Origin of the sequence: Limnohabitans sp. (assembly GCF_040400975.1) — a bacterium.
GTDB lineage: Bacteria > Pseudomonadota > Gammaproteobacteria > Burkholderiales > Burkholderiaceae_C > Limnohabitans_A.
In genome coordinates this window covers 49,630-76,457 of sequence record NZ_JBBAPF010000015.1, presented here as the reverse complement: position 1 = coordinate 76,457, position 26,828 = coordinate 49,630, and the positions used below count along the sequence as shown (strand labels likewise).

Annotated in this window: 24 protein-coding genes; 5 read left to right on the top strand and 19 right to left on the bottom strand. The window is 55.6% G+C overall.

Annotated elements, in window-relative coordinates:
- Positions 1-497 (bottom strand): homoserine dehydrogenase (locus ABWQ00_RS10335; RefSeq protein WP_353238591.1); only part of this gene is annotated, 497 nt, incomplete at its 3' end.
- 50 nt (positions 498-547) lie between these two features.
- Complete coding sequence (locus ABWQ00_RS10330; protein WP_353238590.1) at positions 548-1,789, bottom strand: pyridoxal phosphate-dependent aminotransferase; 1,242 nt, start codon at positions 1,787-1,789, stop codon at positions 548-550.
- 123 nt (positions 1,790-1,912) lie between these two features.
- Between ABWQ00_RS10330 and ABWQ00_RS10325 the strand changes: the two genes are divergently transcribed.
- From ABWQ00_RS10325 to ABWQ00_RS10315, 3 genes are all read left to right on the top strand, one after another.
- A complete protein-coding gene (locus tag ABWQ00_RS10325; protein ID WP_353238589.1) occupies positions 1,913-2,290 on the top strand; it encodes an Mth938-like domain-containing protein in 378 nt (125 codons plus the stop codon).
- 158 nt (positions 2,291-2,448) lie between these two features.
- Complete coding sequence (locus ABWQ00_RS10320; RefSeq protein ID WP_353238588.1) at positions 2,449-2,934, top strand: peroxiredoxin; 486 nt, start codon at positions 2,449-2,451, stop codon at positions 2,932-2,934.
- 184 nt (positions 2,935-3,118) lie between these two features.
- On the top strand, positions 3,119-4,792 hold the full coding sequence (locus ABWQ00_RS10315; RefSeq protein ID WP_502908120.1) for a PhoH family protein: 1,674 nt from the start codon (positions 3,119-3,121) through the stop codon (positions 4,790-4,792).
- Positions 4,793-4,822: 30 nt separating this feature from the next.
- On the opposite strand, the gene dnaB is transcribed toward ABWQ00_RS10315, so the two are convergent.
- From dnaB to ppsA, 7 genes are all read right to left on the bottom strand, one after another.
- Positions 4,823-6,241, bottom strand: a complete 1,419-nt coding sequence (gene dnaB / locus ABWQ00_RS10310) for a replicative DNA helicase (RefSeq protein WP_353238586.1) — start codon at positions 6,239-6,241, stop codon at positions 4,823-4,825.
- A 175-nt stretch (positions 6,242-6,416) separates the two neighbouring features.
- Entirely contained in the window at positions 6,417-6,869 is a 453-nt protein-coding gene (gene rplI, locus ABWQ00_RS10305) for a 50S ribosomal protein L9 (protein WP_353238585.1), read from the bottom strand.
- An 11-nt stretch (positions 6,870-6,880) separates the two neighbouring features.
- Positions 6,881-7,162 carry a 30S ribosomal protein S18 gene (gene rpsR, locus ABWQ00_RS10300; protein WP_019427495.1) on the bottom strand — a complete coding sequence of 94 codons (282 nt, stop codon included), beginning with the start codon at positions 7,160-7,162 and terminating at the stop codon, positions 6,881-6,883.
- A gap of 14 nt (positions 7,163-7,176) precedes the next feature.
- A complete protein-coding gene (priB, locus tag ABWQ00_RS10295; RefSeq protein WP_353238584.1) occupies positions 7,177-7,464 on the bottom strand; it encodes a primosomal replication protein N in 288 nt (95 codons plus the stop codon).
- A 17-nt stretch (positions 7,465-7,481) separates the two neighbouring features.
- The gene (gene rpsF, locus ABWQ00_RS10290) at positions 7,482-7,847 is read right to left on the bottom strand and encodes a 30S ribosomal protein S6 (RefSeq protein ID WP_353238583.1); all 366 of its coding nucleotides are present in this window, start codon (positions 7,845-7,847) and stop codon (positions 7,482-7,484) included.
- Positions 7,848-7,942: 95 nt separating this feature from the next.
- Complete coding sequence (locus tag ABWQ00_RS10285) at positions 7,943-10,075, bottom strand: VC_2705 family sodium/solute symporter (RefSeq protein ID WP_353238582.1); 2,133 nt, start codon at positions 10,073-10,075, stop codon at positions 7,943-7,945.
- 14 nt (positions 10,076-10,089) lie between these two features.
- Positions 10,090-12,480: a phosphoenolpyruvate synthase gene (ppsA, locus tag ABWQ00_RS10280; protein ID WP_353238581.1), complete on the bottom strand. Its 2,391-nt coding sequence runs from the start codon at positions 12,478-12,480 to the stop codon at positions 10,090-10,092.
- A gap of 144 nt (positions 12,481-12,624) precedes the next feature.
- Between ppsA and ppsR the strand changes: the two genes are divergently transcribed.
- On the top strand, positions 12,625-13,446 hold the full coding sequence (gene ppsR, locus ABWQ00_RS10275; protein WP_353238580.1) for a posphoenolpyruvate synthetase regulatory kinase/phosphorylase PpsR: 822 nt from the start codon (positions 12,625-12,627) through the stop codon (positions 13,444-13,446).
- A gap of 69 nt (positions 13,447-13,515) precedes the next feature.
- Here ppsR and glmM read toward each other — a convergent pair whose 3' ends face one another.
- The 4 genes from glmM to ABWQ00_RS10255 all read right to left on the bottom strand — a co-directional run bounded on the left by glmM (position 13,516) and on the right by ABWQ00_RS10255 (position 18,562).
- Entirely contained in the window at positions 13,516-14,844 is a 1,329-nt protein-coding gene (glmM, locus tag ABWQ00_RS10270) for a phosphoglucosamine mutase (RefSeq protein ID WP_353238579.1), read from the bottom strand.
- 68 nt (positions 14,845-14,912) lie between these two features.
- Positions 14,913-15,812, bottom strand: a complete 900-nt coding sequence (gene folP / locus ABWQ00_RS10265) for a dihydropteroate synthase (protein WP_353238578.1) — start codon at positions 15,810-15,812, stop codon at positions 14,913-14,915.
- A gap of 64 nt (positions 15,813-15,876) precedes the next feature.
- A complete protein-coding gene (ftsH, locus tag ABWQ00_RS10260) occupies positions 15,877-17,793 on the bottom strand; it encodes an ATP-dependent zinc metalloprotease FtsH (RefSeq protein WP_353238577.1) in 1,917 nt (638 codons plus the stop codon).
- A 76-nt stretch (positions 17,794-17,869) separates the two neighbouring features.
- A complete protein-coding gene (locus ABWQ00_RS10255) occupies positions 17,870-18,562 on the bottom strand; it encodes an RlmE family RNA methyltransferase (protein ID WP_353238576.1) in 693 nt (230 codons plus the stop codon).
- Between the two features lie 31 nt (positions 18,563-18,593).
- On the opposite strand from ABWQ00_RS10255, the gene ABWQ00_RS10250 reads away from it, so the two are divergent.
- On the top strand, positions 18,594-19,067 hold the full coding sequence (locus tag ABWQ00_RS10250) for a YhbY family RNA-binding protein (protein ID WP_353238575.1): 474 nt from the start codon (positions 18,594-18,596) through the stop codon (positions 19,065-19,067).
- Between the two features lie 68 nt (positions 19,068-19,135).
- Here ABWQ00_RS10250 and greA read toward each other — a convergent pair whose 3' ends face one another.
- The 6 genes from greA to lpxB form a co-directional block, all read right to left on the bottom strand.
- Complete coding sequence (gene greA / locus ABWQ00_RS10245) at positions 19,136-19,612, bottom strand: transcription elongation factor GreA (protein ID WP_353238574.1); 477 nt, start codon at positions 19,610-19,612, stop codon at positions 19,136-19,138.
- Between the two features lie 102 nt (positions 19,613-19,714).
- The gene (gene carB / locus ABWQ00_RS10240; RefSeq protein ID WP_353238573.1) at positions 19,715-22,975 is read right to left on the bottom strand and encodes a carbamoyl-phosphate synthase large subunit; all 3,261 of its coding nucleotides are present in this window, start codon (positions 22,973-22,975) and stop codon (positions 19,715-19,717) included.
- Position 22,976: 1 nt separating this feature from the next.
- On the bottom strand, positions 22,977-24,140 hold the full coding sequence (carA, locus tag ABWQ00_RS10235; RefSeq protein ID WP_353238572.1) for a glutamine-hydrolyzing carbamoyl-phosphate synthase small subunit: 1,164 nt from the start codon (positions 24,138-24,140) through the stop codon (positions 22,977-22,979).
- A gap of 199 nt (positions 24,141-24,339) precedes the next feature.
- Complete coding sequence (locus ABWQ00_RS10230) at positions 24,340-25,113, bottom strand: TrmH family RNA methyltransferase (RefSeq protein ID WP_353238571.1); 774 nt, start codon at positions 25,111-25,113, stop codon at positions 24,340-24,342.
- A complete protein-coding gene (gene rnhB / locus ABWQ00_RS10225; RefSeq protein ID WP_353238570.1) occupies positions 25,110-25,727 on the bottom strand; it encodes a ribonuclease HII in 618 nt (205 codons plus the stop codon). Before rnhB ends, ABWQ00_RS10230 begins: the two co-directional genes overlap by 4 nt.
- Positions 25,699-26,817 carry a lipid-A-disaccharide synthase gene (lpxB, locus tag ABWQ00_RS10220; protein WP_353238594.1) on the bottom strand — a complete coding sequence of 373 codons (1,119 nt, stop codon included), beginning with the start codon at positions 26,815-26,817 and terminating at the stop codon, positions 25,699-25,701. Before lpxB ends, rnhB begins: the two co-directional genes overlap by 29 nt.
- Positions 26,818-26,828 lie beyond the last annotated feature (11 nt).

Genomic DNA, 26,828 nt, shown 5'->3' with positions numbered 1-26,828 from the left:
AAGATGAAGTTGGTGGTGCCATTGATGATGCCGGCCACCCACTGAATGCTGTTGGCAGTCAAACCCTCGCGCAGCGCCTTGATGATCGGGATGCCACCTGCCACAGCGGCTTCGAAAGCCACCATCACGCCTTTGGCTTGTGCTGCGGCAAAAATTTCGGTGCCATGCACCGCCAGCAAGGCCTTATTGGCGGTGACCACATGTTTGCCTGCGGCAATGGCATCGAGCACCAGAGATTTGGCGATGCCATAGCCGCCAATCAATTCAATCACGATGTCGATCTCGGGGTTGGCAATCACGGCACGGGCATCGGCGACCACATGTACGCCCTCACCCACCAGCGCCTTGGCTCGCGCCACGTCCAAATCAGCGACCATGCTGATTTCAATGCCACGTCCTGCACGACGCTGAATTTCTTTTTGGTTTCGTTTCAGCACGTTGAACGTGCCGCTGCCCACAGTGCCCACGCCCAAGAGGCCCACTTTGATCGGTTTCATTTTTATCTTCTTTACTGCATTGCGCCCGAATGAATTGGGCAAGGTTGAATTCAGGACACCAGGGCTTCGGTACCAAAACGCTGGCGAGCACCCGCCAAAAAACGAGCAACGCGCGCAATGGCCTCACGCAAGTCGTCTTCATGGGGTAAAAATACGATGCGGAAATGGTCAGCAGCAGGCCAATTGAACCCCGTACCCTGGACCAACATGACCTTGGTTTCTTCAAGTAACTGCAAGAAGAAATCCTGGTCATCATGGACCGGATAAATCTGAGGATCCAATTTGGGGAACATGTACAAAGCTGCGCGAGGCTTAACGCAACTGACCCCCGGAATCGACGTGATCAATTGGTGGGCCAAATCGCGCTGTTTTCGCAAGCGACCGCCCTCACCCACCAATTCATTGATGCTTTGGTGCCCACCCAAGGCCGTTTGGATGGCCCACTGGCCCGGCACATTGGCGCACAAGCGCATGTTGGAAAGCATGTTCAAGCCCTCGATGTAATCGCGGGCCCTTTTCTTGTCACCCGATATCACCATCCAGCCTGCACGGTAACCGCAAGAGCGGTAGCTCTTAGACAGTGAGTTGAAGGTCAAAGTCAGCACATCCTGGGACAAACTGGCCAAAGGCGTGTGCTTGACGCCGTCGTACAAGACCTTGTCGTACACCTCATCGGCAAAGATCACCAAGCCATGCTCTCGGGCGATAGCCACGATACCGTGGAGCAGTTCATCCGAGTACAAGGCGCCGGTCGGGTTGTTCGGATTGATCACCACAATACCTTTGGTGCGCGACGTCACTTTGGCACGAATGTCGGCCAAGTCGGGCATCCAGCCATCAGCCTCTTTGCAGTGGTAATGCACAGGCGTGCCCCCTGACAAGCTCGCTGCTGCCGTCCACAGCGGGTAATCGGGCGAAGGTAAAAGCAACTCGTCGCCATTGTCGAGCAAGCCGTTGGTGGCCATAACGATCAACTCGCTGGCCCCATTGCCCAAGTAAATATCATCCAGCGTGACACCCAAAATTCCTTGCTTTTGGGTTTCGTGCATCACGGCTTTGCGGGCCGCAAAAATGCCTTTGCTGTCCGAGTAACCCGCCGAATTAGGCAAGTTCCGGATCATGTCTTGCTGGATTTCTTCAGGTGCATCAAAACCAAAAACGGCCAGGTTGCCGATATTCAGTTTGATGATCTTCTGCCCTTCCTCCTCCATCTGACGTGCGCGGTCCATGATAGGGCCTCGAATGTCATAGCAAACGTTGGCAAGCTTGGCTGATTTTTGAATGGGCTTCAAAGTGCCTCCATTGGGAGTTTCACGAGGGAGAAAACCTATAATTTGACCACAAATCAAGCCCTGTAACGGGCCATCTATTTGAGTCAATCCCCTAATCCCCTTTCGCACTCGCCAAACTGCCCCATGAAACTCCAACCCGACAAATCGAATGCACCCGTCATCAATGCTTATGACCGTGCATGGATTGAAGTCAACGGCATTCGTTATGGGCAATCCCTGTCGGTCACCAGCTTGCCCGAAATCTTACCTGCAGCTTGGGGAGCTTCCAATTTTGAGACCCTTGATCAGAGCCACTTCAAGCCTTGGGCCGAAATGGGGGTTGAACTGGTACTTTTTGGCAGCGGCCAAAAACTGCGCTTTGCGAAACCCCATTGGTTACAAGACTTGATCAGTCAAGGCATTGGCGTGGAAACCATGGACACTGCTGCAGCGTGTCGAACTTACAACATATTGGCCAGTGAAGGGCGCAAGGTGGTGGCACTTCTTTTGATCGAATCCTAAAGCGTGCATTCCAAATGCTGAGCTTTGATTGCGCAGTGGGCACATCCTTAATCGCCGTTCAGAGTAAAATACGAGATTACCGAGGCCAATGGCCTGCGGCGGCAATGTTGCCTAGTGCAGGTGGCATACGCTCAACCAGACAAGCGAGTTAAAGTTCCATGGCGATCGTTCTGAACAAACCCCTCCCCGAATTTGAAGCCAACGCCACCAGCGGATTGAAATTTTCGAACGTCTCTCATTTGGGTCAAACGGTTGTTTTGTTTTTCTACCCCAAAGACAACACGCCCGGCTGCACCACAGAGGCGATGCAGTTTCGCGACAAATACAAAGATTTCGTCAAAGCCGGCGCATTGGTGTTGGGTGTCTCTCGCGACAACATGAAGTCCCATGACGATTTCAAAGCCAAACTTGAATTGCCTTTCGAGCTGATTGCAGACACAGAAGAGAAAATGTGTCACATGTTTGGCGTGGTGAAAAACAAAATCATGTACGGCAAAAAGGTCAAAGGCATTGAGCGGAGCACTTTTTTGGTTGGTCCCGATGGCACACTCAAGAACGAATGGCGCGGCCTCAAAGTCCCAGGCCACGTAGAAGAAGTGCTTCAAGCCGTTAAAGATCTGAAAAAGGCAACAGCTGCCGCTTGAAATCAGTTCACTGTTCAGTCACATGGCTCGTGCATAATCTTTTCATGCCACTGAATAAAAGTTACGTCGAAAACTTGACCCCAAGCCGCTTGGTTCAATAGGCGGCTTTTTTTACGTTCGCATTTTCAAACAGAGACCTTCTTTCATGCCACTGCCCCCAGCCCCCTCGCAAAGAGCCAGCCGCTTGAGTCACAAAGCCTTTGAGGCCAGCATCACCGAAAACGTCTCATCAACCATGGTTCAAGTTGAAAGCAAGCAACAACAGAAACCCTCGGTCGAGACCACGATGGAAGGTAAAACACCAAAATCCATCTCGCGCGCACGTCCATCCCTCACCATGCGTGAAATGCCCCAAGTGCCTTTGCAAACTCCGATTCGCGCTGACAAGGCCAAAACAGCACCCTCTTCAGCCAAATCAGCCAATCGGGCCAGCCCCCCGGTCGCTGCTCGTGCAAAGCGACGCAATGGCCCCAAAAAGCTTTTTGTTCTGGACACCAACGTGCTGATGCACGACCCCATGAGTTTGTTCCGCTTTGAAGAGCACGATGTGTTTTTACCCATGATCGTGCTGGAGGAACTTGACGGTCACAAGAAAGGCATGACCGAAGTAGCTCGAAATGCGCGTCAAGCCAGCCGCTCACTGGATGCGTTGGCCAGCGCGCAAAGCAACGATCTGAGCCAAGGCTCGCCCTTGAGCACCACCGGCCACAACGATGCCATGGGTCAGTTGTTTTTCCAGACTCAAGCCCTCGACCTGAGTCTCCCCTTGGCCCTGCCCCAAGGCAAGGCAGACAACCAAATTTTGGGCGTGGTCAAAGCACTAGGTGTGTTGCACGCACCGCGCGATGTGGTTTTGGTTTCAAAAGACATCAACATGCGCGTCAAAGCGCGGGCATTGGGCCTTCAAGCTGAGGACTACCAAAACGACAAGACCCTTGAAGATGGCGACCTGCTCTACCCGGGCTCATTGGCATTGCCAGCCGATTTTTGGAATAAAAATGGTAAATCCGTCGAAAGTTGGCAACAAAACACGCACACCTTTTATCGGATCAGTGGCCCGATTGTCCCCAACTTGCTGATGAATCAGTTTGTCTTCTTTGAAGCACCCGGTGAGCCCAGTCTTTACGCCCGAGTCACCGAGATTCGGGGGAAAACTGCAGTGCTCCGAACATTGAAAGACTTTACCCATCAAAAAAATGCTGTCTGGGGCGTCACCACACGCAACCGCGAGCAGAACTTTGCCATGAACTTGCTGACCGACCCGGATGTGGACTTCGTCACCTTGGCGGGCACGGCAGGCTCAGGCAAGACCCTGATGGCATTGGCTGCAGGCTTGACACAAGTACTGGATGACCGTCGCTACACCGAAATCATCATGACCCGGGCAACGGTGAGCGTAGGCGAAGACATTGGCTTTTTGCCCGGTACCGAAGAAGAAAAAATGGGTCCCTGGATGGGCGCATTGGACGATAACCTCGAATTCTTGGCCAAGGGCGACGGTGGTAATTCGGGTGAATGGGGCCGAGCAGCGACCAACGAATTGATCAAGAGCCGCATCAAGATCAAAAGCATGAACTTCATGCGCGGGCGTACCTTCATGAACAAGTACGTGATCATCGACGAAGCACAAAACCTGACCCCCAAGCAGATGAAAACACTCATCACACGCGCGGGTCCTGGCACCAAGATCATCTGCATGGGCAACCTGGCCCAGATTGACACGCCCTACCTCACCGAAGGTTCTTCGGGTTTGACTTACGCCGTAGACCGCTTCAAGGGTTGGGCGCATGGTGGGCACATCACCTTGGCGCGCGGTGAAAGATCTCGCTTGGCTGACTTTGCCAGCGAAACCCTTTAACGCATCGAATCATGCTTTGACGTGCAGGCCTCAGTAATCGTCGCTGAGGCCTGAGGCCAAACTCTCAAAACGGGTCAAGTTCTTCAAGAAAGTCAGCTTCACGGTCCCTGTGGGGCCATTTCGCTGTTTTCCAATGATGATTTCGGCCACCCCTGGCTCTTTCGAATCCTTGTTGTAGTAGTCATCGCGGTAAATGAACATGATGATGTCTGCATCTTGTTCAATGGCGCCCGATTCCCGCAAATCGCTCATCATGGGCCGCTTGTCAGTCCTCTGCTCTACGCTTCGGTTGAGCTGAGACAAAGCAATCACTGGGCATTGCAACTCTTTGGCCAACATCTTCAAACCGCGCGAAATCTCACCCAACTCGGTTGCGCGGTTGTCGCCGCCTGAGCCGCCCGAGCCGCTCATCAGCTGTAAATAGTCGACCACAATCAAGCCCAGCTTGCCACATTGACGCGCCAAACGGCGGGCATTCGCGCGCAGCTCGGAGGGTGTGAGTCCGGGTGTTTCGTCTATGTGCAAAGATACGGTTCGCAATTTTTCAATCGCCTCAGTCAAGCGCGGCCATTCATCGTCATTGAGTTTGCCCGTCCGCAAATGGCCTTGGTCAATGCGCCCAATGGAACCGACCACGCGCACGGCCAGTTGCGAAGCACCCATTTCCATCGAAAACACCGCTACCGGTAAACCTTCGTTCAAGGCCACATGCTCGGCGATGTTGATGGCGAATGCCGTCTTGCCCATCGAAGGCCGCGCTGCCAGCACCACCATATCGCCCGGTTGAAGACCTGAGGTCATGCGGTCCAAGTCATAAAAGCCTGTGGGCACACCCGTGATGTCATTGGGGTTGTCGGCCATCTCCTGCACGCGGTCGAGCAACTCCACCACCAGCGTATCCATCGACTGAAAGCCCTGCTTCATGCGTGAGCCTTCCTCACCGATATTGAAGATTTTTTGCTCGGCTTCGTCCAGGATGCGGTCAATCGCCTTACCTTGGGGATTGAAGGCGTTGGTCGCGATCTCGTCGCTGGCGGAAACCAGTTTGCGCAGGATCGAGCGCTCGCGCACGATCTCGGCATAGCGGCGGATATTGCTGGCGCTGGGTACGTATTGCGCCAGGGAGTTCAGGTAACCCAAGCCGCCCATTTCATCGACCTTGCCCTGGTTCTGTAACTGTTCGTTCACGGTGATGACGTCGGCCGGCTTGGAAGCGTTGATCAACGCCCCGATGGCTGCATAAATCAGCTTGTGCTCGTGCCGATAGAAGTCATTGTCAACCAGCAAGTCTCCCACGCGATCCCAAGCACCATTGTCCAACAAGAGTCCGCCCAGAACACTGGACTCGGCTTCAATCGAATGGGGTGGCACGCGCAAGTTGGCCACCTGGCTGTCACCCGACAGGTCGAAAGGGAATGTGTTCAATGAAGGAGCAAAAACGGCAGACATAGGTACAAAACCTCAAAAGGGCATGTTAGTCGCAAAAACGCGGCAGGCTCGGGATAAAGCTGTGGATAAGCGCTGTGCATCCGGTGTTCTGCCCTGTAAAAGTCAGATCGCGTGAAGCCCAAAGAAAAAAGCCGCCAAGCACAAGGCCCGGCGGCTTTTCATAAAGCAGCAGAAATCAGGCCGATTCGCCGTAAACCGAAACCGTCACCTCAACCACCACATCGGTGTGCAGTGCCACAGCGACAGTGGAATCACTGACCATCTTGATGGGGCCGTTGGGCATGCGAATTTGAGACTTGACCAGCTTGTAGGAAAGTTTGTTCAACTCTTCGCAAATGTCATGGTTGGTGACGGAGCCGAACAAGCGGCCATCCACACCGGCTTTTTGTGACAACTTCACAACTGTACCGGACAGCTTTTCACCTTGAGCTTGCGCTTCAGCCAACTTTGCAGCAGCAGCTTTTTCGAGTTCAACACGGCGAGCTTCAAACTCAGCCTTGTTGGCTTCAGTGGCGCGGCGAGCGCGGCCTTGGGGGATCAAAAAGTTGCGTGCGTAACCGTCTTTGACTTTGACGATATCGCCCAAATTACCCAGGTTCACAACCTTCTCGAGCAGAATGATTTGCATGGTTGGACTCCTTAGACTTTGTGCTGGTCGGTGTAGGGCAACATGGCCAAAAAGCGTGCGCGCTTGATGGCTGTGTTGAGCTGACGCTGGAAAATGGCACGGGTGCCAGTCAGGCGCGCAGGAATTATTTTGCCGTTTTCGGCGATGAAGTCACGCAGGGTGTCCACATCTTTGTAGTCGATTTCTTCGACGCCGGTCACTGTGAAGCGGCAAAAGCGCTTGCGCTTGAACAGCAGTGACTGGGTGTTGCGCTTGGGGCGCTTGTCTTTGTTGAATTTTTTAAATGTGGCCATGGGGCCTCCTGAAATTAATCTTGCTGAAACTCTTGAATGTGCAACACAACACTTTTGCCTTGCCGAGGGGTGACCAAAAAGCCTTTGAACGTCCAAACACTGCCTACCGCCTGCTTGACCAGTCTTTCGGCCAATGACCCAATGGCCAAAGCACGAAGTTTTAACTGGACTTTTCGCATTTGCCCTGCCTCTTCAACATCAGAGGCATGCTCCAGAATCAAATCCAAAGCGGGCAAACCGGCGGGGGTGTATCGCAAAGCGGCTTGCTCGGCAATACAGGCTGAAATTTCAGTTCGGTTCACTCCTCAACAGATCAGTGTCAAGCGGCGAATTCGGCTTGTTGGGTTTTGCGGGCTTCTTCGCGCTCGACTTGCTTCATCATGGATGAAGGGCCTGTGTCGGCTTTTTTCTTCAGCACCGTCAGGTGACGCAGCACGGCGTCATTGAACTTGAAAGCATGCTCGAGTTCAGCCATGACGGCTTGGTCGGCTTCAATGTTCACGCACAGGTAGTGGGCTTTGCCCAACTTGTTGATCTGGTAAGCCAACTGGCGGCGGCCCCAGTCTTCAACACGGTGGATCTGGCCACCGCCGGCAGTGATCATGCCTTTGTAACGCTCCAGCATGGCTGGAACCTGTTCGGACTGATCGGGGTGGATCAGCAAAATGATTTCGTAATGACGCATTGACACTCCTTGAGGTTAACCCAAATGGTTGGAAAAGCTGCCCCCAGCGTCTGTCGGGGTGCAGCAAGGCGAAGCCTTATATTATAGCCTTAACATCACAGCCCTGGAAAGCTTTCAGAAACTTTGCGCCTTGTCGCCGAGGATTCTGCTGTCTGGCGAATGAAACGCTGAGGCATCAGCCATGTAACCAAAAGCATCACACCAAAACCCACAGGCACACCAAACACCCCAGCTGACAGTGGCTGAATGCCCCACCAAAGCCCCGCAAATGGATCCATGCCCCAAAAATGCCTGAAACCAGGCGCATTGACCAACATGTAAAAAATGGTCACGCCCAAACCCGACAACATGCCCATCACCACCGCAGGCCTGTGCACCCGGGGCCACAGCATGCCCAAGACCATGCCCGGGAAAAAGGCAGATGCTGCCAAAGAAAAAGAAGCCGAAACCAAAGCCAAAATTTCAGCAGGCTTGAACGCCGCCACCACAGCCGCCAACATGGCCACAGCCAACAGCGCAAACTTGGACAAAATCACCCTCCCTTCAGCAGATTGGGGGCCGCTGCCGGTATTGGGTCGCATATCGCGCACCAAAGCGTTGCTGATGGTCAAAAGTAAACCATCGGCCGTCGAAAGCGCTGCAGCCAAACCGCCTGCAGCCACCAATCCCGAAACAACGAAAGGCATACCCCCCAATTCCGGCGTGGCCAACATGATCATGTCTGCCCCCAATTTCAACTCTCCAAGCTGCAAAATACCGTCTCCGTTGACATCAGAGAATGACAGCAACTCTGAATCCATCCGTGACCATTGAGCCATCCAACTGGGCAACGTGTCAAAGCGGCTACCCACCAAGTTATTGAGTACCTCAAACTTCACCAATACGGCCAAAGCAGGGACACTGAGGTAGATCAAGCCAATGAACAACAAAGACCAAGCCACAGAACTTCGTGTTTCGGCCACACTGGGCAGAGTGTAAAAGCGTGTCAAAAGATGAGGCAAACCTGCCGTACCAACCATAAGACAAAAGATCAAAGCCAAAAAGTTCAGTCTCGATTCATTGAAAAGGCGTTCTTGCGCAACACCCCCTTCAGGGTCGCCAGTAAATGACTGCGAATGTGCGGGCATACCGCCCAAGGGGCGAGATCTTTCCAGGTTTTCGAGCTTGGCTCGCGTCCACTCCTCCCTCGCCTTTGCCGGCTCTTGCGGCACGGCCAACAGTTCTCTGCGAATCTGGGCAATCGTTGCGAAGTCAGCACCTTGGGCCTTGAGTGTTTGAATCTTGCCTTCGAGTTCTTGTTGCAATTGAACAATTGCCCCTTCCACATCCTGTAAGCGAGCAGCATAGACCTTGGCGCGTTGCGCATATTCGCGCCGCACTTCCAACTCAGCAGGATCGTCCATGAGGCGTTGTTCAATGGCCGCAATGGCTGAGAGTTGGGTGCCATACACCAAGGGTGCCACAGGATTGCCCAATTGCTTGTAGGCCAGCCAAGACACAGGAATCATGAATGCCAACAAGAGCATGATGTATTGCGCCACCTGTGTCCAAGTGATGGCGCGCATGCCACCCAAAAATGAACACAACAAAACTCCGCCCAAGCCCAACAAAATACCGATCTCGAACTGAACGCCCGTCAAACGGGAAGCGATCAAGCCAATGCCATAAATTTGCGCGACGATGTAAGTGAAAGAACACAATACGGACGCCAAAGCAGCAATCACCCGTGGCCAACGTCCACCGTAACGATGGTCAAAATAATCGGGCAAGGTGTACAAGCGCATGGCACGCAATTGAGGCGCGATCAAGAGGGCAACGAGACAAAAGCCCCCCGTCCAGCCAATCACATAAGCCAAGCCTCCGGGTTGGTTGCCACTGCCGGAATACCCTTGCAAGTAAAGCGCGCCAGCCAAGCTGATGAAAGAGGCCGCACTCATCCAATCGGCTGCAGTGGCCATGCCGTTGTACATGGCGGGAATGCGCCGCCCTGCCACGTAATACTCATCTTCGTTGGTGGTCCTGCCTGATATGCCAATCAAGGCATAAATCATCACTGTACTGAACAGAAAAATGGGACCAATCAGGTTTTTCGACAAACCAGCGCTCTCGGCCCAAGCCAGGGCGCCGATCAAACTCAGAAGAAAAAAAAGGTAAATAAGAACGTTGCGATGAAGCCGCCATCGGTATGAGGTCGACATGGCGATGTTGGAAGAATTGCTCATCGCCATGCGCCTCCTATGACTTAACGGCCCAAGTTGGTCCAAGTCTCAATGACGGTGTCCGGGTTCAGCGAAATGGAGCTAATACCTTGGTCCATCAACCAATGCGCAAAATCCGGATGGTCCGAGGGGCCCTGACCACAAATGCCGATGTATTTGCCCTGCGCCAAACAGGCTTTGATGGCTTGTGAGATCAATGCGGTCACAGCAGGATCACGTTCATCAAAGTCAGCGGCCAACAGCTCCAAGCCAGAGTCGCGGTCCAGACCCAAGGTCAGTTGTGTGAGGTCGTTCGAGCCAATCGAGAAACCGTCAAAGAACTCCAGGAAGCGCTCGGCAAGGATGGCGTTGCTGGGCACTTCGCACATCATGACGATCTTGAGCGCATTCTCACCACGGCGCAAGCCTTGGCTGGCCAGCAGTTGGGTGACCTTTTCGGCCTGCCCCAAGGTGCGCACAAAGGGCACCATGATCTGCACGTTGGTCAGGCCCATCTCGCCTCGAACCCGTTTGAGGGCCTCGCACTCCATGGCAAAAGCTTCACCAAAGTCTGCGCTGATGTAGCGCGCCGCGCCACGGAAGCCCAGCATCGGGTTTTCTTCCTCTGGCTCGTAGCGGCTGCCGCCAATCAGTTTGCGGTACTCGTTGCTCTTGAAGTCGGACAAACGCACGATGACCGGCTTAGGCCAGAAGGCGGCGGCGATGCTGGCCACACCTTCAGCGACCTTGTCGACATAAAAGGCACGGGGAGAAGCGTGGCCACGGGCCACCGATTCAACGGCTTTTTTCAGGTCGGCATCGATGGCAGGATAGTCCAGGATGGCCTTGGGGTGAACGCCGATGTTGTTGTTGATGATGAACTCCAAACGGGCCAGACCGACACCGGCGTTGGGCAGCTGGGCAAAGTCAAAGGCCAGCTGTGGGTTGCCCACGTTCATCATGATCTTGGTCTTGATATCGGGCAGCACACCGCGCTGGATCTCGCTGACTTCGGTTTCGAGCAGTCCATCGTAAATGCGCCCGGTATCGCCCTCGGCACAACTGACGGTGACCAGACTGCCTTCCGTCAAATGCTCGGTGGCATTGCCACAACCGACCACCGCGGGAATACCCAACTCGCGAGCAATGATAGCGGCGTGGCAAGTGCGTCCGCCTCGATTGGTCACAATGGCACTGGCGCGCTTCATCACAGGTTCCCAGTTGGGGTCGGTCATGTCAGTCACCAACACATCGCCCGGCTGAACTTGGTCCATCTCACTGATGTGGTGAACCAAGCGTACCGGACCGGTGCCAATTTTTTGGCCAATCGCCCTGCCTTCGGCCAAGATGGCGCTTTTGCCTATGAGCTTGTAACGCAACTCGGGCGAACCCATGGCCTGGCTTTTCACGGTTTCAGGGCGGGCCTGCAAGATGTAAAGCAAGCCATCGTTGCCATCTTTGCCCCACTCGATGTCCATAGGGCGACCGTAATGCTGCTCGATGACCACCGCATAACGGGCCAATTGCTCGACCTCGTCATCGGTCAAGCTGTAGCGGTTGCGCAGCTCGGTAGGAACGTCGGTGGTTTTGACCAGCTTGCCCGAAGCAGCTTTTTCTTGGGCACTGGCGAACACCATCTCAAGGAGCTTAGAGCCTAGGTTGCGACGGATCACGCTGCGCTTGCCAGCTGCCAGCATCGGCTTGTGGACATAAAACTCGTCAGGGTTAACTGCGCCTTGCACCACCGTCTCGCCCAAACCGTAGCTCGAGGTGATGAAAACCACGTCTTCGAAGCCCGACTCGGTATCAATGGTGAACATGACGCCAGCCGCACCCAAATCAGAGCGCACCATGCGCTGCACACCCGCTGACAACGCAACATCCGCGTGAGCAAAGCCTTTGTGCACGCGGTAGCTGATGGCACGGTCGTTGTAAAGCGAGGCAAACACCTCTTTCATCTTGTGCAGCACATCATCGATGCCGACCACGTTCAAAAAGGTTTCTTGCTGACCGGCAAAAGAGGCATCGGGCAAATCTTCGGCCGTAGCTGAAGAACGTACTGCAAAAGAGGCCTCAACATTGCTGTCCTGCAATCGCCCAAACTCCTCACGAATGGCTTTTTCCAAGTCAACGGGAAAGGGCTGGGCCTCGACCATGGCACGGATTTCGGCCCCCGCGACGGCCAAGGCGCGCACATCATCTGTGTCAAGGGCGTCTAGTCGGGCATTGATGCGCTCCGTCAGGCCACCATAAGCCAAAAATTGGCGAAAAGCGTAGGCGGTGGTAGCAAAGCCTGTGGGAACACGCACACCAGAGGGCAGTTGGGAAATCATCTCCCCCAAGCTGGCGTTTTTGCCTCCGACCGACTCGACGTCGGTCATGCGCAACAACTCAAAGGGAACGACCAAAGCGGTCTCGCTGAAAAGATCAGACATGCAAAGCTCCAAAGTTAAAACCTGGCTCCAGGCATAGGTCAGGGTTGTGTTGTTCTTTGAATAGAACCCCGAGCCGGACAGCTGTGGATAATTGAACGATTTTAGGGGTAATGTTGACACCTGCAATTGAAATAAATCACTCGCATGCCAAAACGCACTGTTTTTTTCGTATCAGACGGCACAGGCATCACCGCCGAAACTTTTGGCAACGCCATCCTGGCCCAATTCGACATGAAGTCTCGCCATGTTCGGTTGCCATTCACAGACACCATCGACAAAGCACACCAAGCGGTACGGCAGATCAACCACACCGCCGACACGGAAGGAACCAAACCCATTGTGTTCACCACCCTGGTGAACATGGATGTTCTCAAAGTGCTTCAAGAACATTGCCAGGGCATGCTGCTCGACATGTTTGGTACATTTGTCAACCCACTGGAAGCCGAGCTCGGCATCAAGTCGCACCACCGGGTAGGGCGTTTTTCAGATGTGAGCAAAAGCAAGGAATACCACGACCGAATCGAAGCCATTAACTTTTCTCTGGCTCACGACGACGGGCAATCGAACCGCGACTTGGATTCTGCAGAGGTGATTTTGGTCGGTGTGAGTCGCAGCGGCAAAACCCCGACCAGCTTGTACCTGGCCATGCAGCACGGCCTGAAAGCGGCGAACTACCCCTTGATTCCCGAAGACTTTGACCGAAAGCAACTGCCGCCCGCCTTGGTGCCTCATCGCAAAAAAATCTTCGGCCTGAGCATCCATCCAGACCGTTTGGCCGAAATCCGCGCTGAACGCAGGCCAAATTCGCGTTATGCCAGCATCGAAAACTGCCGCATGGAAGTCTCGGAAGCCGAAGCCATGATGCGCCGCTCAGGCATCCGTTGGCTCTCAACGACCACCAAATCGATTGAAGAAATCGCCACCACCATCTTGCAAGAGATCAAGCCTGATCGGCTGATTTACTGAAGCCAGCGTCAACGGTCCAAGGCCTCGTGGATGAGACTTCATCCAATGTGCCGCTTGATGAGATGGGGTTCATCGTAAAGTGGCCGCAATCTGTTCTGCGCATTCACGGGCTTGCAGCGCATCGCGCGCCTCGACCATGACACGCACCAAAGGTTCTGTGCCACTGGCGCGGATCAAGACCCGGCCCGAGTCGCCCAGTTCGGCCTCGGCCGCACGCGTGGCATCCCATAAAGCTGGGTGACCTTGCCAGTCAAATCCCGGGGTCAAACGAACATTGATGAGGGTTTGCGGAAAAAGTGTGACGCCTTCCAACAATTGCGACATGGTCTTGCCGCTGCCCACGCATGCTTGCAGCACCTGCAAGGCGCTGACCAGACCGTCCCCTGTGGTGTGCTTGTCGAGCGCCAACAAGTGACCAGAACCTTCCCCGCCCAACAACCAGCCTTTGTCGTGCAAGACCTCAAGCACATAACGGTCACCCACTTGGGCCCGAACAAACTGCACGCCACGCTGCTTCAAAGCCACTTCGACCGCCAGATTGGTCATCAAAGTGCCCACAGCGCCCGGCACGGCTTCGTCGCGTGCCAAGCGGTCGGTGACCATCAAGTACAAAAGCTCGTCGCCATTGAACAAACGGCCAGCTGCATCGACAAACTGCAAGCGGTCGGCATCACCGTCCAAAGCGATGCCGTAATCGGCGCGATGCGCTTTGACAGCTTGCACCAAGGCCTCAGGGTGCGTAGCCCCCACCCCTTTGTTGATGTTGAGGCCATCGGGTGAACAGCCAATGGCGATCACCTCGGCACCCAGTTCATGGAAAACTTTGGGAGCAATTTGGTAAGCGGCACCGTTTGCACCATCCACCACGATTTTCAATCCCTTGAGCGTCAAGTCATTGGGAAAGGTACTTTTGCAAAATTCGATGTAACGGCCTCCCGCATCATCCAAGCGACGGGTTTTACCCAGAGCTGCAGAGTCAACCCAAGCGGGGTCCTCCAGCAAGGCGGCTTCGACCGACGCTTCCCAGGCATCTGACAATTTTTTCCCTTGCGCGCTGAAAAACTTGATGCCGTTGTCCGCAAACGGGTTGTGACTCGCACTGATGACCACACCCAATGAAGCACGTTGAGCGCGGGTCAAATAGGCTACAGCTGGTGTGGGCACAGGCCCCAACAACACCACATGAACACCCGCAGAGTTGAAGCCTGACTCCAAAGCACTTTCCAGCATGTAGCCAGAAATGCGGGTATCTTTGCCGATCAAAACCGTCGGATGCTCCTCCTGAGTTTTTAAGACGCGACCCACGGCATGAGCCAAACGCAAAATGAAATCGGGCGTGATGGGGCTTTGACCCACCGTGCCGCGAATGCCGTCTGTGCCGAAGTATTGACGGGTCATGCCGATAATCCTTATTTTTTAAACTAAAGGAGAATTTTAGCCGTCGATGTTTGTGCCCCAACTGAGCTTCATACATTCACTTCATGGCATGCGGCCTGGTGCTGCATGGCCAACCAGATTTTGAGTGCATCAACCGTGGCCTTGACATCGTGCACCCTGACCACAGAAGCCCCCCGGTCTACCGCCATGAGGGCTGCGGCCACGCTGGCCACCTGTCTTTGCGATGGACCAGGGGCTGTCTCGCCTTCCGACAGTGCCGCCCCTAAAGCAGACTTTCTGGACCAACCAGCCATAACGGGCACACCTGAGTGCAGCAAATCGGCCTGCCGGGCCAAGAGTTGAAAGTTCTGCGCAACCGTTTTACCAAAGCCTATGCCGGGATCCACCACCAGTCTGGACGCTTGCACACCCGAATGCAACAAGGCGTCTATTCGGCTGCGCAAAAAGGCATTCACCTCAGACACCACATGACCTGTCATCGGCTGTAATTGCATGGTTTGCGGGTCCAGGTGCATGTGCATCAAACAGACACCGCACCTGGGGTGCGCAGCAACGACTTGCTGCGCACCTGGCTGACGCAAAGCCCAAATGTCATTCACGATGTCAACTCCCCAGTCAAGACAGGCCTGCATCACTTGTGGTTTGTAGGTATCAACTGAAATGGGGACTTTCCAACGGACCACCTCACGCAATAAAGGCTCAAGCCGCATCAACTCTTCAACCAGTGGCAAAGGCTCAGCGCCAGGCCGAGTAGATTCCGCTCCAATGTCCAAAATGGCGGCGCCCTCGTGCAAAAGTTGCTCTGCATGGCGCAAGGCTTGTGGTGTCTTTGCATGCAAACCGCCGTCGGAGAATGAGTCTGGCGTGACGTTGACAATGCCCATGACCAAAGGCTCTCGCAGATCCAATTCAAACCGAGAGGTTCTCCAGGTTTTGAGCAATGACGCTGGCTTGAGTGTGGGTGACATCAGAGTTCTTCCATGAAAAAACGGGGCCAAAGGCCCCGCTCTTTTGAACGCCAGACTCGGCGAATCAAGCCGCCGTGGTGGCAGGTTCAGTCTGAACGACTGGGGCACCACCACCGCTGTTGCCACCCGAGGGAGGCGTGCGAGGTGTCCAATCTTTGGGCGGCAGTGGATCACGGCCAGCCATGATGTCGGCGATCTGATCCTTGTCGATGGTTTCCCATTCAAGTAAAGCTTTGGCCATGCCATGCATTTGAGCGCTGTGCTCTTCAATCAAGCGACGGGCCAAAGTGTATTGCTCATCGATGATGCGGCGCACCTCGATGTCCACCTTTTGCATGGTGGATTCACTCATGTTGGTGGTCTTTGTGACGGATCGTCCCAAGAACACTTCGCCCTCATTTTCTGCATAGACCATGGGACCCAAAGCGTCGGTCATACCGTAACGCATCACCATGTCACGGGCAATTGAAGTCGCACGCTCAAAATCGTTGCTGGCACCCGTGGTCATCTGGTTCATGAACACCTCTTCGGCAATTCGACCACCAAATAGCATGCTGATTTGATTCAACATGTACTCTTTGTCGTAACTGTAGCGGTCTTTCTCTGGCAAGCTCATGGTCACACCCAGAGCACGGCCGCGGGGAATGATGGTGACCTTGTGAACGGGGTCGCACTTGGGCAACAAGTTACCAATCAAAGCGTGGCCGGCCTCGTGGTAGGCGGTGTTGCGACGCTCTTCTTCAGGCATGACCATGGTCTTGCGCTCGGGCCCCATCAAGATTTTGTCCTTGGCCTTTTCAAAGTCAACCATCTCCACCACACGGGCGTTGCGGCGAGCAGCCATCAAGGCAGCTTCGTTGCACAAATTGGCCAAATCAGCTCCGCTCATTCCAGGGGTACCACGGGCAATCACAGCTGCATTAACGTCTTGCCCAATTGGCACCTTGCGCATGTGCACATTCAAGATTTGCTCGCGGCCACGGATGTCGGGCAAGGTCACATAGACCTGACGATCAAAACGTCCAGGGCGCAACAAAGCAGCATCGAGAATATCTGGGCGGTTGGTGGCCGCCACCACAATCACACCCAAGTTGGTCTCAAAGCCGTCCATCTCGACTAACATTTGATTCAAGGTCTGCTCGCGCTCGTCGTTGCCGCCACCTAGGCCAGCGCCACGTTGCCGACCCACGGCATCGATTTCGTCAATGAAAATGATGCAAGGGGCGTTTTTCTTGGCGTTTTCAAACATATCGCGAACACGCGAAGCACCCACGCCCACAAACATTTCCACAAAATCTGATCCGGAAATGCTGAAAAATGGAACCTTGGCTTCGCCAGCGATGCCCTTGGCCAACAAAGTCTTACCTGTGCCAGGAGGACCCACCAACAGCAACCCACGGGGGATGCGGCCGCCTAACTTTTGGAAGCGCTGGGGGTCTTTCAAGAAATCGACCACCTCTTTGACTTCTTCTTTGGCTTCATCACAACCAGCGACATCCGCAAAAGTGGTGTTGTTGTTGTTTTCGTCCATCATGCGCGCCTTGGACTTGCCAAAGCTGAAAGCACCACCTTTGCCGCCGCCTTGCATCTGACGCATGAAGTAAACCCACACGCCAATCAGAAGCAACATAGGTCCCCAACTGACCAACAAAGTCATGAGCAAAGAGCCTTCTTCACGGGGCTTCACGTCGAACTTGACACCGCTGCTGATCAAATCGCCAACCAAACCCCGGTCGAGGTAGGTGGCAGTGGTTTTGATGCGACGCTCATCCAAGGTGATAGCGATGATTTCTGTACCACCAGGACTTTCAGAAATCGTTGCGCTCTTGATGCGGTTACTGCGAACCTCTTCCAGAAAATCAGAATACCCGATGGCATTCGCGCTGGCGACACCACGGTTATCAAATTGCTTGAACAAGGTGAACAGCACCATGGCAATCACCATCCAGACGGCAATTTTAGAAAACCAAGGGTTATTCAAGAGGAGCTCCAATCAAAAAAATGAACTTGCACCATTCTAGGCCTGTGACAGCCACCCACAAACGAAATTTGTTGTTTTAGCCCTCATGAACGGAGGTTTTAAGACCATCGTCCCCATGAATCAAGCCTATACCCACCAAAAAAGTCTCCGAAGATTTGTCCCGGGAAGATTTTGGCTTGATAGGCTTGACCACCTTGAAGGTCTCCTTGAACATCTTGACGATTTGGCTGTAGCCGCTGCCATGAAAGACCTTGACCACCAAAGCGCCCTGAGGCTTCATGTGATTTTGCGTGAATTCCACGGCCAGTTCGATCAAGTGCTGGACCCGCGCAGCATCCGAGGACTCGATGCCCGACAAATTAGGGGCCATGTCGGACACCACCACGTCGGCCTGCCGCCCCTGCAAAGCTGCCTCCAGCAAAGCGGACACCTCGTTATCGCGGAAATCCCCCTGAATGAACTGCACCCCTTCCACCGGGTCCATGGACAAAATGTCCAGCGCGATGATGCTGCCGTTGAGCTCGCCGATGGCCGCACCATCCGGTGACAAGCGGCGACGCAGGTACTGGCTCCAGGCACCGGGGGCAGAGCCCAAATCCACCACCAAATGGCCGGGCCGAATCAAGCCCAAAGTTTCGTCGATTTCCTTGAGTTTGTAAGCCGCCCGCGCTCGGTAACCCTCTTTCAGGGCCAGTTTCACGTAGGTGTCATTCACATGGTCGTTCAACCAAGCTTTGTTGACCTTTTTACTTTTGGTTTTGACTTTCATTCTTTTGTGTCCTTGCAGGGATAATACGGGGATGCCTCAAATACAACTCACACCTGCCGAGCGCAAAGTTTTTCGCGCCGATGCCCACCACCTGGATCCGGTCGTCATGATCGGCGGCGATGGCCTGACTTCTGCCGTCATGAAAGAAGCCGAAGCGGCCCTGAACGCCCATGGCCTCATCAAGATCCGAGTGCTGGGCGATGACCGCGCTGCTCGCGAAGCCATGTTCATGCAACTGGCCGATCAACTCAGCGCCGCGCCGATCCAGCACATTGGCAAATTGCTGGTCCTGTGGCGACCCCAGCCGGACAAGCTCAAAGCCGTCGATGAAGACCGCAAGGCTGGTCCCCGCGACTTCAAGATCCTGAAATACAGCTCACGTGGTGGCCAGCGCCCTGAAGTCAAAACTGTTCGTGTGCTGGGCAACCAGCGTCTGGCCGCTGGCGGCCAGATTAAGCGGGCCAAGCCCAAGCAAAAATCGCTCAAGAAAGGTCGCCACGACTAAATGCCGAACCGACCGCATCAGGCTGACAATACACACCAAGGCTGCTGAAAAGCGGCCTTGTTTTTGACTCAAACGTAAGACACACCCACGATTTCGTAACGGCGCACGCCGCCCGGCGCTTGCACTTCGGCCACATCGCCCTCTTCCTTGCCAATCAAGGCGCGAGCAATCGGGCTGCTGATGTTGATCAACCCCAGTTTCAAGTCGGCCTCATCTTCGCCCACGATCTGGTAGGTCACAGCCTCACCCGAGCTCTCGTCTTCCAACTCGACGGTGGCGCCAAACACCACGCGGCCTCCTGCATCCACCGACGCAGGGTCGATGACCTGGGCAGCCGAAAGTTTGCCTTCGATTTCCTGAATCCGCCCTTCGATGAATCCTTGTCGGTCTTTGGCCGCATCGTATTCGGCGTTCTCACTCAGATCGCCCTGAGCACGCGCTTCAGCAATGGCCTGGATCACGCTTGGACGGTCCACCGTTTTGAGACGGTGCAACTCGTCCTTGAGTTTTTCAGCACCACGTTTGGTGATCGGGATGGTTGACATGTTCGGTTCTCCAAAAGCAAACCGCCGAGTTTTGAAACTCGGCGGTCATTGACAGCATTATGCCTTGCACCCTGTCGGGGGTGCAGAACTACAGACCACGGCTCATGCCACCAGTTGGGCGTGCATTTCCTGGATGGAAATCACATCCAGCTGATCCATGTACTTCATGCCCTCCACAGCCGCTTCAGCGCCAGCGATGGTTGTGAAGGTCGTGACACGGTTAAGCAAAGCCGAGGTGCGGATGTGGCGCGAATCAGCGATCGCATTGCGGCGCTCTTCGACCGTGTTGATGACCAGCACAACTTCGTTGTTTTTGATCATGTCTACGATGTGCGGGCGGCCTTCGGTCACTTTGTTCACCGTGGCACAGGCCACGCCTGCGGCCTGAATGGCAGCAGCCGTGCCTTTGGTGGCCACCAGCTCAAAGCCTTGGGCCACCAGCTGACGGGCCACTTCAATGGCACGCGTCTTGTCGTTGTTTTTCACCGAGATGAAGACCTTGCCCGAAGGCGAGCCGTCGGCTTTGGTGGGGCGTGGCAACTTGGTGCCTGCACCCAGTTGGCTTTTCACAAAAGCTTCGCCAAAGGTCTTGCCCACGCCCATGACTTCGCCTGTGGACTTCATCTCGGGGCCGAGGATAGTGTCCACGCCGGGGAACTTTACGAAGGGGAAGACGGCTTCTTTCACACTGAAATAAGGCGGCGTGACTTCATGGGCGATGCCTTGCGACGCCAGAGACTGGCCGGCCATGCAGCGAGCAGCAACCTTGGCCAACTGGATGCCCGTGGCTTTGGACACATAGGGCACCGTGCGCGAAGCTCGGGGGTTGACTTCCAGCACGTAGATCACGTCTTCGCCAGCCACATGCTGGATCGCAAACTGCACGTTCATCAAGCCCACCACGTTCAAGGCACCTGCCATGGCGGCCGATTGGCGCTTGAGTTCGTCCACCGTGGCAGAAGACAGTGAGTAAGGCGGCAAGGAGCAAGCCGAGTCTCCGCTGTGCACACCTGCTTGCTCGATGTGCTCCATCACGCCACCGATGAAGGTCTTGCCTTCAGGGTCGCGCAGGCAGTCCACATCGCACTCGATGGCGTCGTTTAAGAAACGGTCCAGCAATACAGGCGAGTCATGCGACACCTTGACCGCTTCGCGCATGTAGCGCTCCAGGTCACGCTGCTCGTGCACGATTTCCATGGCGCGGCCACCCAGCACGTAGCTAGGGCGCACCACCAAGGGGTAACCCAAGGCGGCGGCTTTCTCCAAAGCTTCGGCCTCGGTACGAGCAGTGGCATTGGGAGGCTGACGCAGTCCCAGGTCTTGTAGCAATTTCTGGAAACGCTCACGGTCTTCGGCCGCGTCAATCATGTCGGGGCTGGTGCCGATGATAGGGACGCCCGCGGCTTCCAGGTCGAGCGCCAATTTCAAAGGCGTTTGGCCACCGTACTGAACGATGACGCCTGTAGGCTTTTCCTTGTCCACGATTTCGAGCACGTCTTCCAAGGTGACGGGCTCAAAGTACAAACGGTCCGAGGTGTCGTAATCGGTCGACACAGTCTCGGGGTTGCAGTTGACCATGATGGTTTCATAACCGTCTTCGCGCATGGCCAAGGCTGCGTGCACGCAACAGTAGTCAAACTCGATGCCCTGGCCAATCCGGTTCGGACCGCCGCCCAAAACCATGATCTTCTTGTTGTTCGTGGGTTCGGCTTCGCATTCACCTTCACCATGGCCTTCGTAGCAGGAGTACATGTAGGCGGTGTCGGTCGAGAACTCGGCAGCACAGGTGTCCACACGCTTGTAAACGGGGCGGATGTTCAGCGCATGGCGGCGCGCGCGCACCACATGCTCGGTGGTTTTGAGCAACTTGGCCAGACGGCGGTCAGAGAAGCCCTTCTTCTTGAGCGCGCGCAACTCGTCAGCGCTGATGGCTTCGGGTGTGGTGGTTTCGAGCTCCAGTTCGATCTTGACGATCTCTTCAATCTGTACCAGGAACCAAGGGTCGATCTTGGTCAAGGCAAACACCTCGTCCACGCTCAGGCCCATGGCAAACGCGTCGCCCACGTACCAGATGCGCTCGGGGCCTGGCTCGCCCAGCTCTTTTTCCAGCACTTCGCGGTCCTGGGTTTTTTCGTTCATGCCGTCCACGCCGACCTCCAGGCCGCGCAGGGCTTTCTGAAAAGACTCCTGGAAAGTGCGGCCCATGGCCATCACCTCACCCACCGATTTCATCTGGGTGGTCAAACGGCTGTCAGCCGTAGGGAATTTCTCAAAAGCAAAACGTGGGATCTTGGTGACCACGTAGTCGATCGAAGGCTCGAAAGAGGCGGGCGTGGTGCCACCGGTGATGTCGTTGCGCAATTCGTCGAGGGTGTAGCCCACAGCCAACTTAGCCGCCACTTTGGCGATCGGGAAACCGGTGGCTTTGGAAGCCAATGCCGATGAACGCGAAACGCGAGGGTTCATCTCGATGACGACCATACGGCCGTCTTTGGGATTGATCGAAAACTGCACATTCGAGCCGCCCGTGTCCACACCGATTTCGCGGAGCACTGCCAAAGAGGCATTGCGCAGAATCTGGTATTCCTTGTCGGTCAGCGTCTGTGCAGGTGCCACAGTGATCGAGTCACCGGTGTGCACACCCATGGGGTCTAGGTTTTCAATCGAGCAGACGATGATGCAGTTGTCCGCCTTGTCGCGTACCACTTCCATCTCGTACTCTTTCCAACCGAGCAGCGATTCTTCGATCAACAGTTCGTTGGTCGGCGAAGCTTCCAGGCCGCGCTTGCAGATGGTTTCGAATTCTTCGGGGTTGTAGGCGATGCCACCACCCGTGCCACCCAGCGTGAAACTGGGGCGAATCACCGTGGGGAAACCGACGCGTTTTTGCACGTCCCAGGCTTCTTCCATGCTGTGGGCAATACCCGAGCGGGCCGAACCCAGACCGATTTTGGTCATGGCGTCCTTGAACTTCAGACGGTCTTCGGCTTTGTCGATGGCTTCAGGCGTGGCGCCAATCAGCTCGACTTTGTATTTTTCAAGCACGCCGTGGTGCCACAAATCCAGAGCGCAGTTGAGCGCGGTCTGGCCTCCCATGGTGGGCAAAATCGCATCGGGCCGCTCTTTGGCGATGATCTTCTCAACCGTCTGCCAAGTGATGGGTTCGATGTAGGTCACGTCAGCCGTGGCCGGGTCGGTCATGATCGTGGCAGGGTTGCTGTTGATTAGGATGACTCTGTAGCCTTCTTCGCGCAAGGCTTTGCAAGCCTGCACGCCAGAGTAATCGAACTCGCAGGCCTGACCAATGATGATCGGACCTGCGCCAATGATGAGGATGCTTTTGAGGTCGGTGCGCTTTGGCATGTTATTTCGCCTCCATCAGTTTGATGAAGCGGTCAAAGAGGTAAGCAATGTCGTGTGGGCCAGGCGACGCTTCGGGGTGACCCTGGAAGCAGAACGCGGGCTTGTCGGTGCGGGACAGGCCCTGCAAGGTGCCGTCAAACAAAGACACGTGCGTGGCACGCAAGTTGGCGGGCAAGGACTTTTCGTCTACTGCAAAACCGTGGTTCTGGCTGGTGATGGACACGCGGCCGGAATCCAGGTCTTTGACGGGGTGGTTGGCGCCGTGGTGACCAAACTTCATCTTGAAGGTCTTGGCACCACTGGCCAAGGCCATGATTTGGTGACCCAAACAAATACCGAAGGTGGGGGTACCGGTTTCGATCAGCTCTGCCGCTGCCGCAATCGCGTAGTCACAAGGCTGCGGATCGCCAGGACCGTTGGACAGGAAGATGCCATCGGGTTTGTGTTGGAGCACCTCAGCTGCGGGCGTTTTGGCTGGCACCACGGTCACTTTGCAACCGCGCTCGGCCAGCATGCGCAAGATGTTTTTCTTGACGCCGAAGTCGTAAGCGACAACATGGAACTTGGGCGATGACTGAGTGCCATAACCGGCACCCAGTTGCCACTCGGTTTGGGTCCAGTCGTAAGGCTGAGTCACGGTGACTTTTTGCGCCAAATCGAGACCCGCCATGTTGGGGGCCGCCTTGGCTGCGGCAATCGCCTGGTCAATGACCGCTTGGGTGACCGATTGGCCTTTGGCCAAACCGACGATCGCGCCATTTTGCGCGCCCTTGGTGCGCAAGATGCGGGTCAGTTGACGGGTGTCGATGTTGGCAATGGCCACCGTACCAGCATCGGTCAAATAAGCCGACAGGGTTTGGTTAGAGCGGAAATTGCTGGCAATCAATGGCAGATCTTTGATGATCAAGCCAGCGGCGTGGACTTTGTCAGACTCGATGTCTTCCGTATTGACGCCGTAGTTGCCGATGTGCGGGTACGTCAAAGTGACGATCTGCTGGCAATAGCTGGGGTCGGTGAGGATTTCTTGGTAGCCAGTGAGCGCGGTGTTGAACACCACTTCGCCGACTGTGGAGCCGGTGGCTCCGATCGAGTTGCCGATAAAGACCGTGCCGTCTGCAAGCGCCAAAATGGCGGGCGGGAAGGTTCCCTGAAGAGACAAAAGCACTGGGTTCTCCGGAATAGTTCGGGTACGCCTCAGCACTCACCAGAGATGGGATCTCTTTTTGGCTGCTTGTTCGAGGATTGGGCCTAGGATGGACTGTGGCGTACAGGTTGATGCGGGAAAGCCTCTCATTATAGCTGAGGACCGCTAGTAAACCCTGACAAATCACCCAGCAGAACTTGCGGCCGAGCCGCCAATGGGCTCAGGGACCAGCGGTAGCACTGGCATGCAGGCAGATGGCCGCCGCCGTGGCCACATTGAGGGATTCTTCACCGCCCGGCTGGGCAATGCGCACCTGGTGCCGGGCCATGGCCATCAGACTGGCACTGACGCCTTGCCCTTCGTGTCCGAAGACCCACGCACACTTTTGGGGCAATTCACCCGCTTGCAACAAGGCGTGCAAAAACGGCCCCTCGTGGGAACTGGTGGTGAGCAAGGGCACATGCAAAGTCGCCAGATCGGCCTCGCTGAGGGCTTCGACGAGGTGCAGGCCAAGATGCGCCCCCATGCCCGCCCGCAGCACCTTGGTTGACCACAAAGCCGCCGTGCCCTTGATGGCCAGCACTTGCCGGTAACCGAAAGCCGAGGCACAGCGCAAAATGGCTCCGACATTGCCCGCATCCTGCAAACGGTCAAGCACGACGGTGGGTGCATCAGGCAAGACCTCATGAGCGGCTTGCCACGCCAGCACAAAACCCATGCGGCCCGGTGACTCCAAACCACTCAGGCTGGCAAACAAGGCATCTGGCAACACAAACACCTGATCGGTCAACCCCAGCCACTCATCGCCTTTCTCAGCTTGAAACGACTCTGTCAGCACCACCTGGAGCGGACGCACACCGCGTTGCAAGGCGGCGCGGCACAGGTGATCGCCTTCCAGCCAGAACTGTCCCGCCTTGCGGTAAGCCGTGCTGTCCTGGGTCAAGCGCCGCCAGGCTTTGAGCTGTGGGTTATCGCGTGAGCTGATCGTTTTCATCGCACACTCCTGGCCACCGGGGCAAAGGTCATGCGGTGGCAGTCGGCTGGGCCATGGGCTTGCAAAGCGGCCAAATGCTGCGCTGTGCCATAACCTTTATGCTGGTCAAAACCATACAATGGGTACTGTTGGTGCAACGCCAGGCACAAACGGTCTCGGTGCACCTTGGCCAAGATAGAGGCGGCCGAGATGGCGGGCACCAGCGCATCACCTTGGACAATGGCTTCGGCCTGCATGGGCAGCAAGGGCAAACGGTTGCCATCCACCAGCACCAATTTGGGCGGCAAGCGCAAGCCCTCCACGGCCCGCTTCATGGCCAACAAAGTGGCTTGCAAAATGTTGAGACGGTCAATTTCTTGCACCGACGCCTCGGCTATGGCGCAGCACAAAGCACGAGCCCGGATCTCATCAAACAAGGCCTCTCGGCGCTTGGCTGTGAGTTTTTTCGAGTCGTTCAATCCGCGAATGGGTTTCAAATCGTCGAGAATCACGGCTGCTGCGACCACCGGGCCAGCCAAAGGCCCGCGCCCGGCCTCATCCACGCCCGCCGTCAAACCGGAGACCCCAAAATGCAAGGTGGATTGCTCAGCGCGAGAGAACTTTTTCGAGGGCATGGGTTGAGAGCTGAGCCGTGTCACGCTGCAAAGCCAAGTGCAATTGTTGAAATCGGGTCTGCAAGGCGTCCACCCGGTCTGGCGCGGACAACCAAGACAGGCAAGCTTGGGCCAAGGCATCGGGTGTGCAGCAGTCTTGCAAAAACTCAGGCACCACAAAGTCCTCGCTCAGGATGTTGGGCAAACCTACCCAAGGTTGAAGCTGTTGCCGCTTCATGATTTGCCAGCTGAGCCAGTTCATGTGGTAACCAATCACCATGGGTCGCTTGAACAAAGCCGCCTCCAAAGTGGCTGTACCACTGGCAATCAAGGTCACATCACAAGCGGCCAGCGCGGTGTGCGACTGCCCGTGGAGCAACTGCAAACCAGGCACACCGCCTTGCGCATCGACCAGCGCTTGAATGCGTGCCTGCAAACTGGGGATGGCCGGCAAGACAAATTGCAAGGCCGGGTTTTGTTGCTGCATGAGTTGGGCAGCCCGCACAAAGCGGGGCGTCAGGTGCTCAATTTCGGACTGTCTGCTGCCCGGCAAAACCGCCACCATTGGCCTTTGTGCATCCAGGCCCAGGGCTTGGCGTGCTGCCAAGCGGTCCGGGTGCATGGGAATGGTTTGCGCCAAAGGATGGCCCACGTAGGTGGCTTGCACCCCGGCTTGGGCCAAAAGTGCTGGCTCAAAGGGAAAAATACAAAGCATGTGGTCTACGCTGCCCCGAATCTTCTCGATGCGCTCAGGCCGCCAGGCCCAGATTGAGGGGCACACAAAATGCACCGTGGGAATGCCTTCGGCTTTGAGTGCGGCCTCCAAATCGAGGTTAAAATCGGGTGCATCAACCCCGATGAACACGTCAGGCGGATGGATCAGCAAACGCTGGCGCAACTGGTCTCGGATGGCGACGATGCCCCGGTAATGGCGCAACACCTCGACATAACCACGTACGGCCAACTTGTCGTGCGGCCACCACGCATCAAAACCTTGCGCCTGCATCCGTGGACCGCCAATGCCGACACCACGCGCTTGCGGCCATCGCGAGTGCAGACCTTGAATCAGCAAGCCCGCGAGCAAATCACCTGAGGCCTCTCCTGCCACCATGGCAAAGGACA

Excerpts from the sequence above, each read along its gene's own strand:
- ABWQ00_RS10320 (WP_353238588.1), top strand. The coding sequence starts at position 2,449 with ATGGCGATCGTTCTGAACAAACCCCTCCCCGAATTTGAAGCCAACGCC.
- lpxB (WP_353238594.1), bottom strand. The coding sequence starts at position 26,817 with ATGGTGGCAGGAGAGGCCTCAGGTGATTTGCTCGCGGGCTTGCTGATT.
- rpsR (WP_019427495.1), bottom strand. The coding sequence starts at position 7,162 with ATGGCCACATTTAAAAAATTCAACAAAGACAAGCGCCCCAAGCGCAAC.
- ABWQ00_RS10255 (WP_353238576.1), bottom strand. The coding sequence starts at position 18,562 with ATGAAAGTCAAAACCAAAAGTAAAAAGGTCAACAAAGCTTGGTTGAAC.
- ABWQ00_RS10325 (WP_353238589.1), top strand. The coding sequence starts at position 1,913 with ATGAAACTCCAACCCGACAAATCGAATGCACCCGTCATCAATGCTTAT.
- rnhB (WP_353238570.1), bottom strand. The coding sequence starts at position 25,727 with ATGCCCTCGAAAAAGTTCTCTCGCGCTGAGCAATCCACCTTGCATTTT.
- ABWQ00_RS10285 (WP_353238582.1), bottom strand. The coding sequence starts at position 10,075 with ATGGCGATGAGCAATTCTTCCAACATCGCCATGTCGACCTCATACCGA.
- dnaB (WP_353238586.1), bottom strand. The coding sequence starts at position 6,241 with ATGTCTGCCGTTTTTGCTCCTTCATTGAACACATTCCCTTTCGACCTG.
- ppsA (WP_353238581.1), bottom strand. The coding sequence starts at position 12,480 with ATGTCTGATCTTTTCAGCGAGACCGCTTTGGTCGTTCCCTTTGAGTTG.
- rpsF (WP_353238583.1), bottom strand. The coding sequence starts at position 7,847 with ATGCGTCATTACGAAATCATTTTGCTGATCCACCCCGATCAGTCCGAA.
- ppsR (WP_353238580.1), top strand. The coding sequence starts at position 12,625 with ATGCCAAAACGCACTGTTTTTTTCGTATCAGACGGCACAGGCATCACC.
- ABWQ00_RS10250 (WP_353238575.1), top strand. The coding sequence starts at position 18,594 with ATGCCTCAAATACAACTCACACCTGCCGAGCGCAAAGTTTTTCGCGCC.
- rplI (WP_353238585.1), bottom strand. The coding sequence starts at position 6,869 with ATGCAAATCATTCTGCTCGAGAAGGTTGTGAACCTGGGTAATTTGGGC.
- ABWQ00_RS10230 (WP_353238571.1), bottom strand. The coding sequence starts at position 25,113 with ATGAAAACGATCAGCTCACGCGATAACCCACAGCTCAAAGCCTGGCGG.
- carB (WP_353238573.1), bottom strand. The coding sequence starts at position 22,975 with ATGCCAAAGCGCACCGACCTCAAAAGCATCCTCATCATTGGCGCAGGT.
- glmM (WP_353238579.1), bottom strand. The coding sequence starts at position 14,844 with ATGACCCGTCAATACTTCGGCACAGACGGCATTCGCGGCACGGTGGGT.
- greA (WP_353238574.1), bottom strand. The coding sequence starts at position 19,612 with ATGTCAACCATCCCGATCACCAAACGTGGTGCTGAAAAACTCAAGGAC.
- folP (WP_353238578.1), bottom strand. The coding sequence starts at position 15,812 with ATGTCACCCACACTCAAGCCAGCGTCATTGCTCAAAACCTGGAGAACC.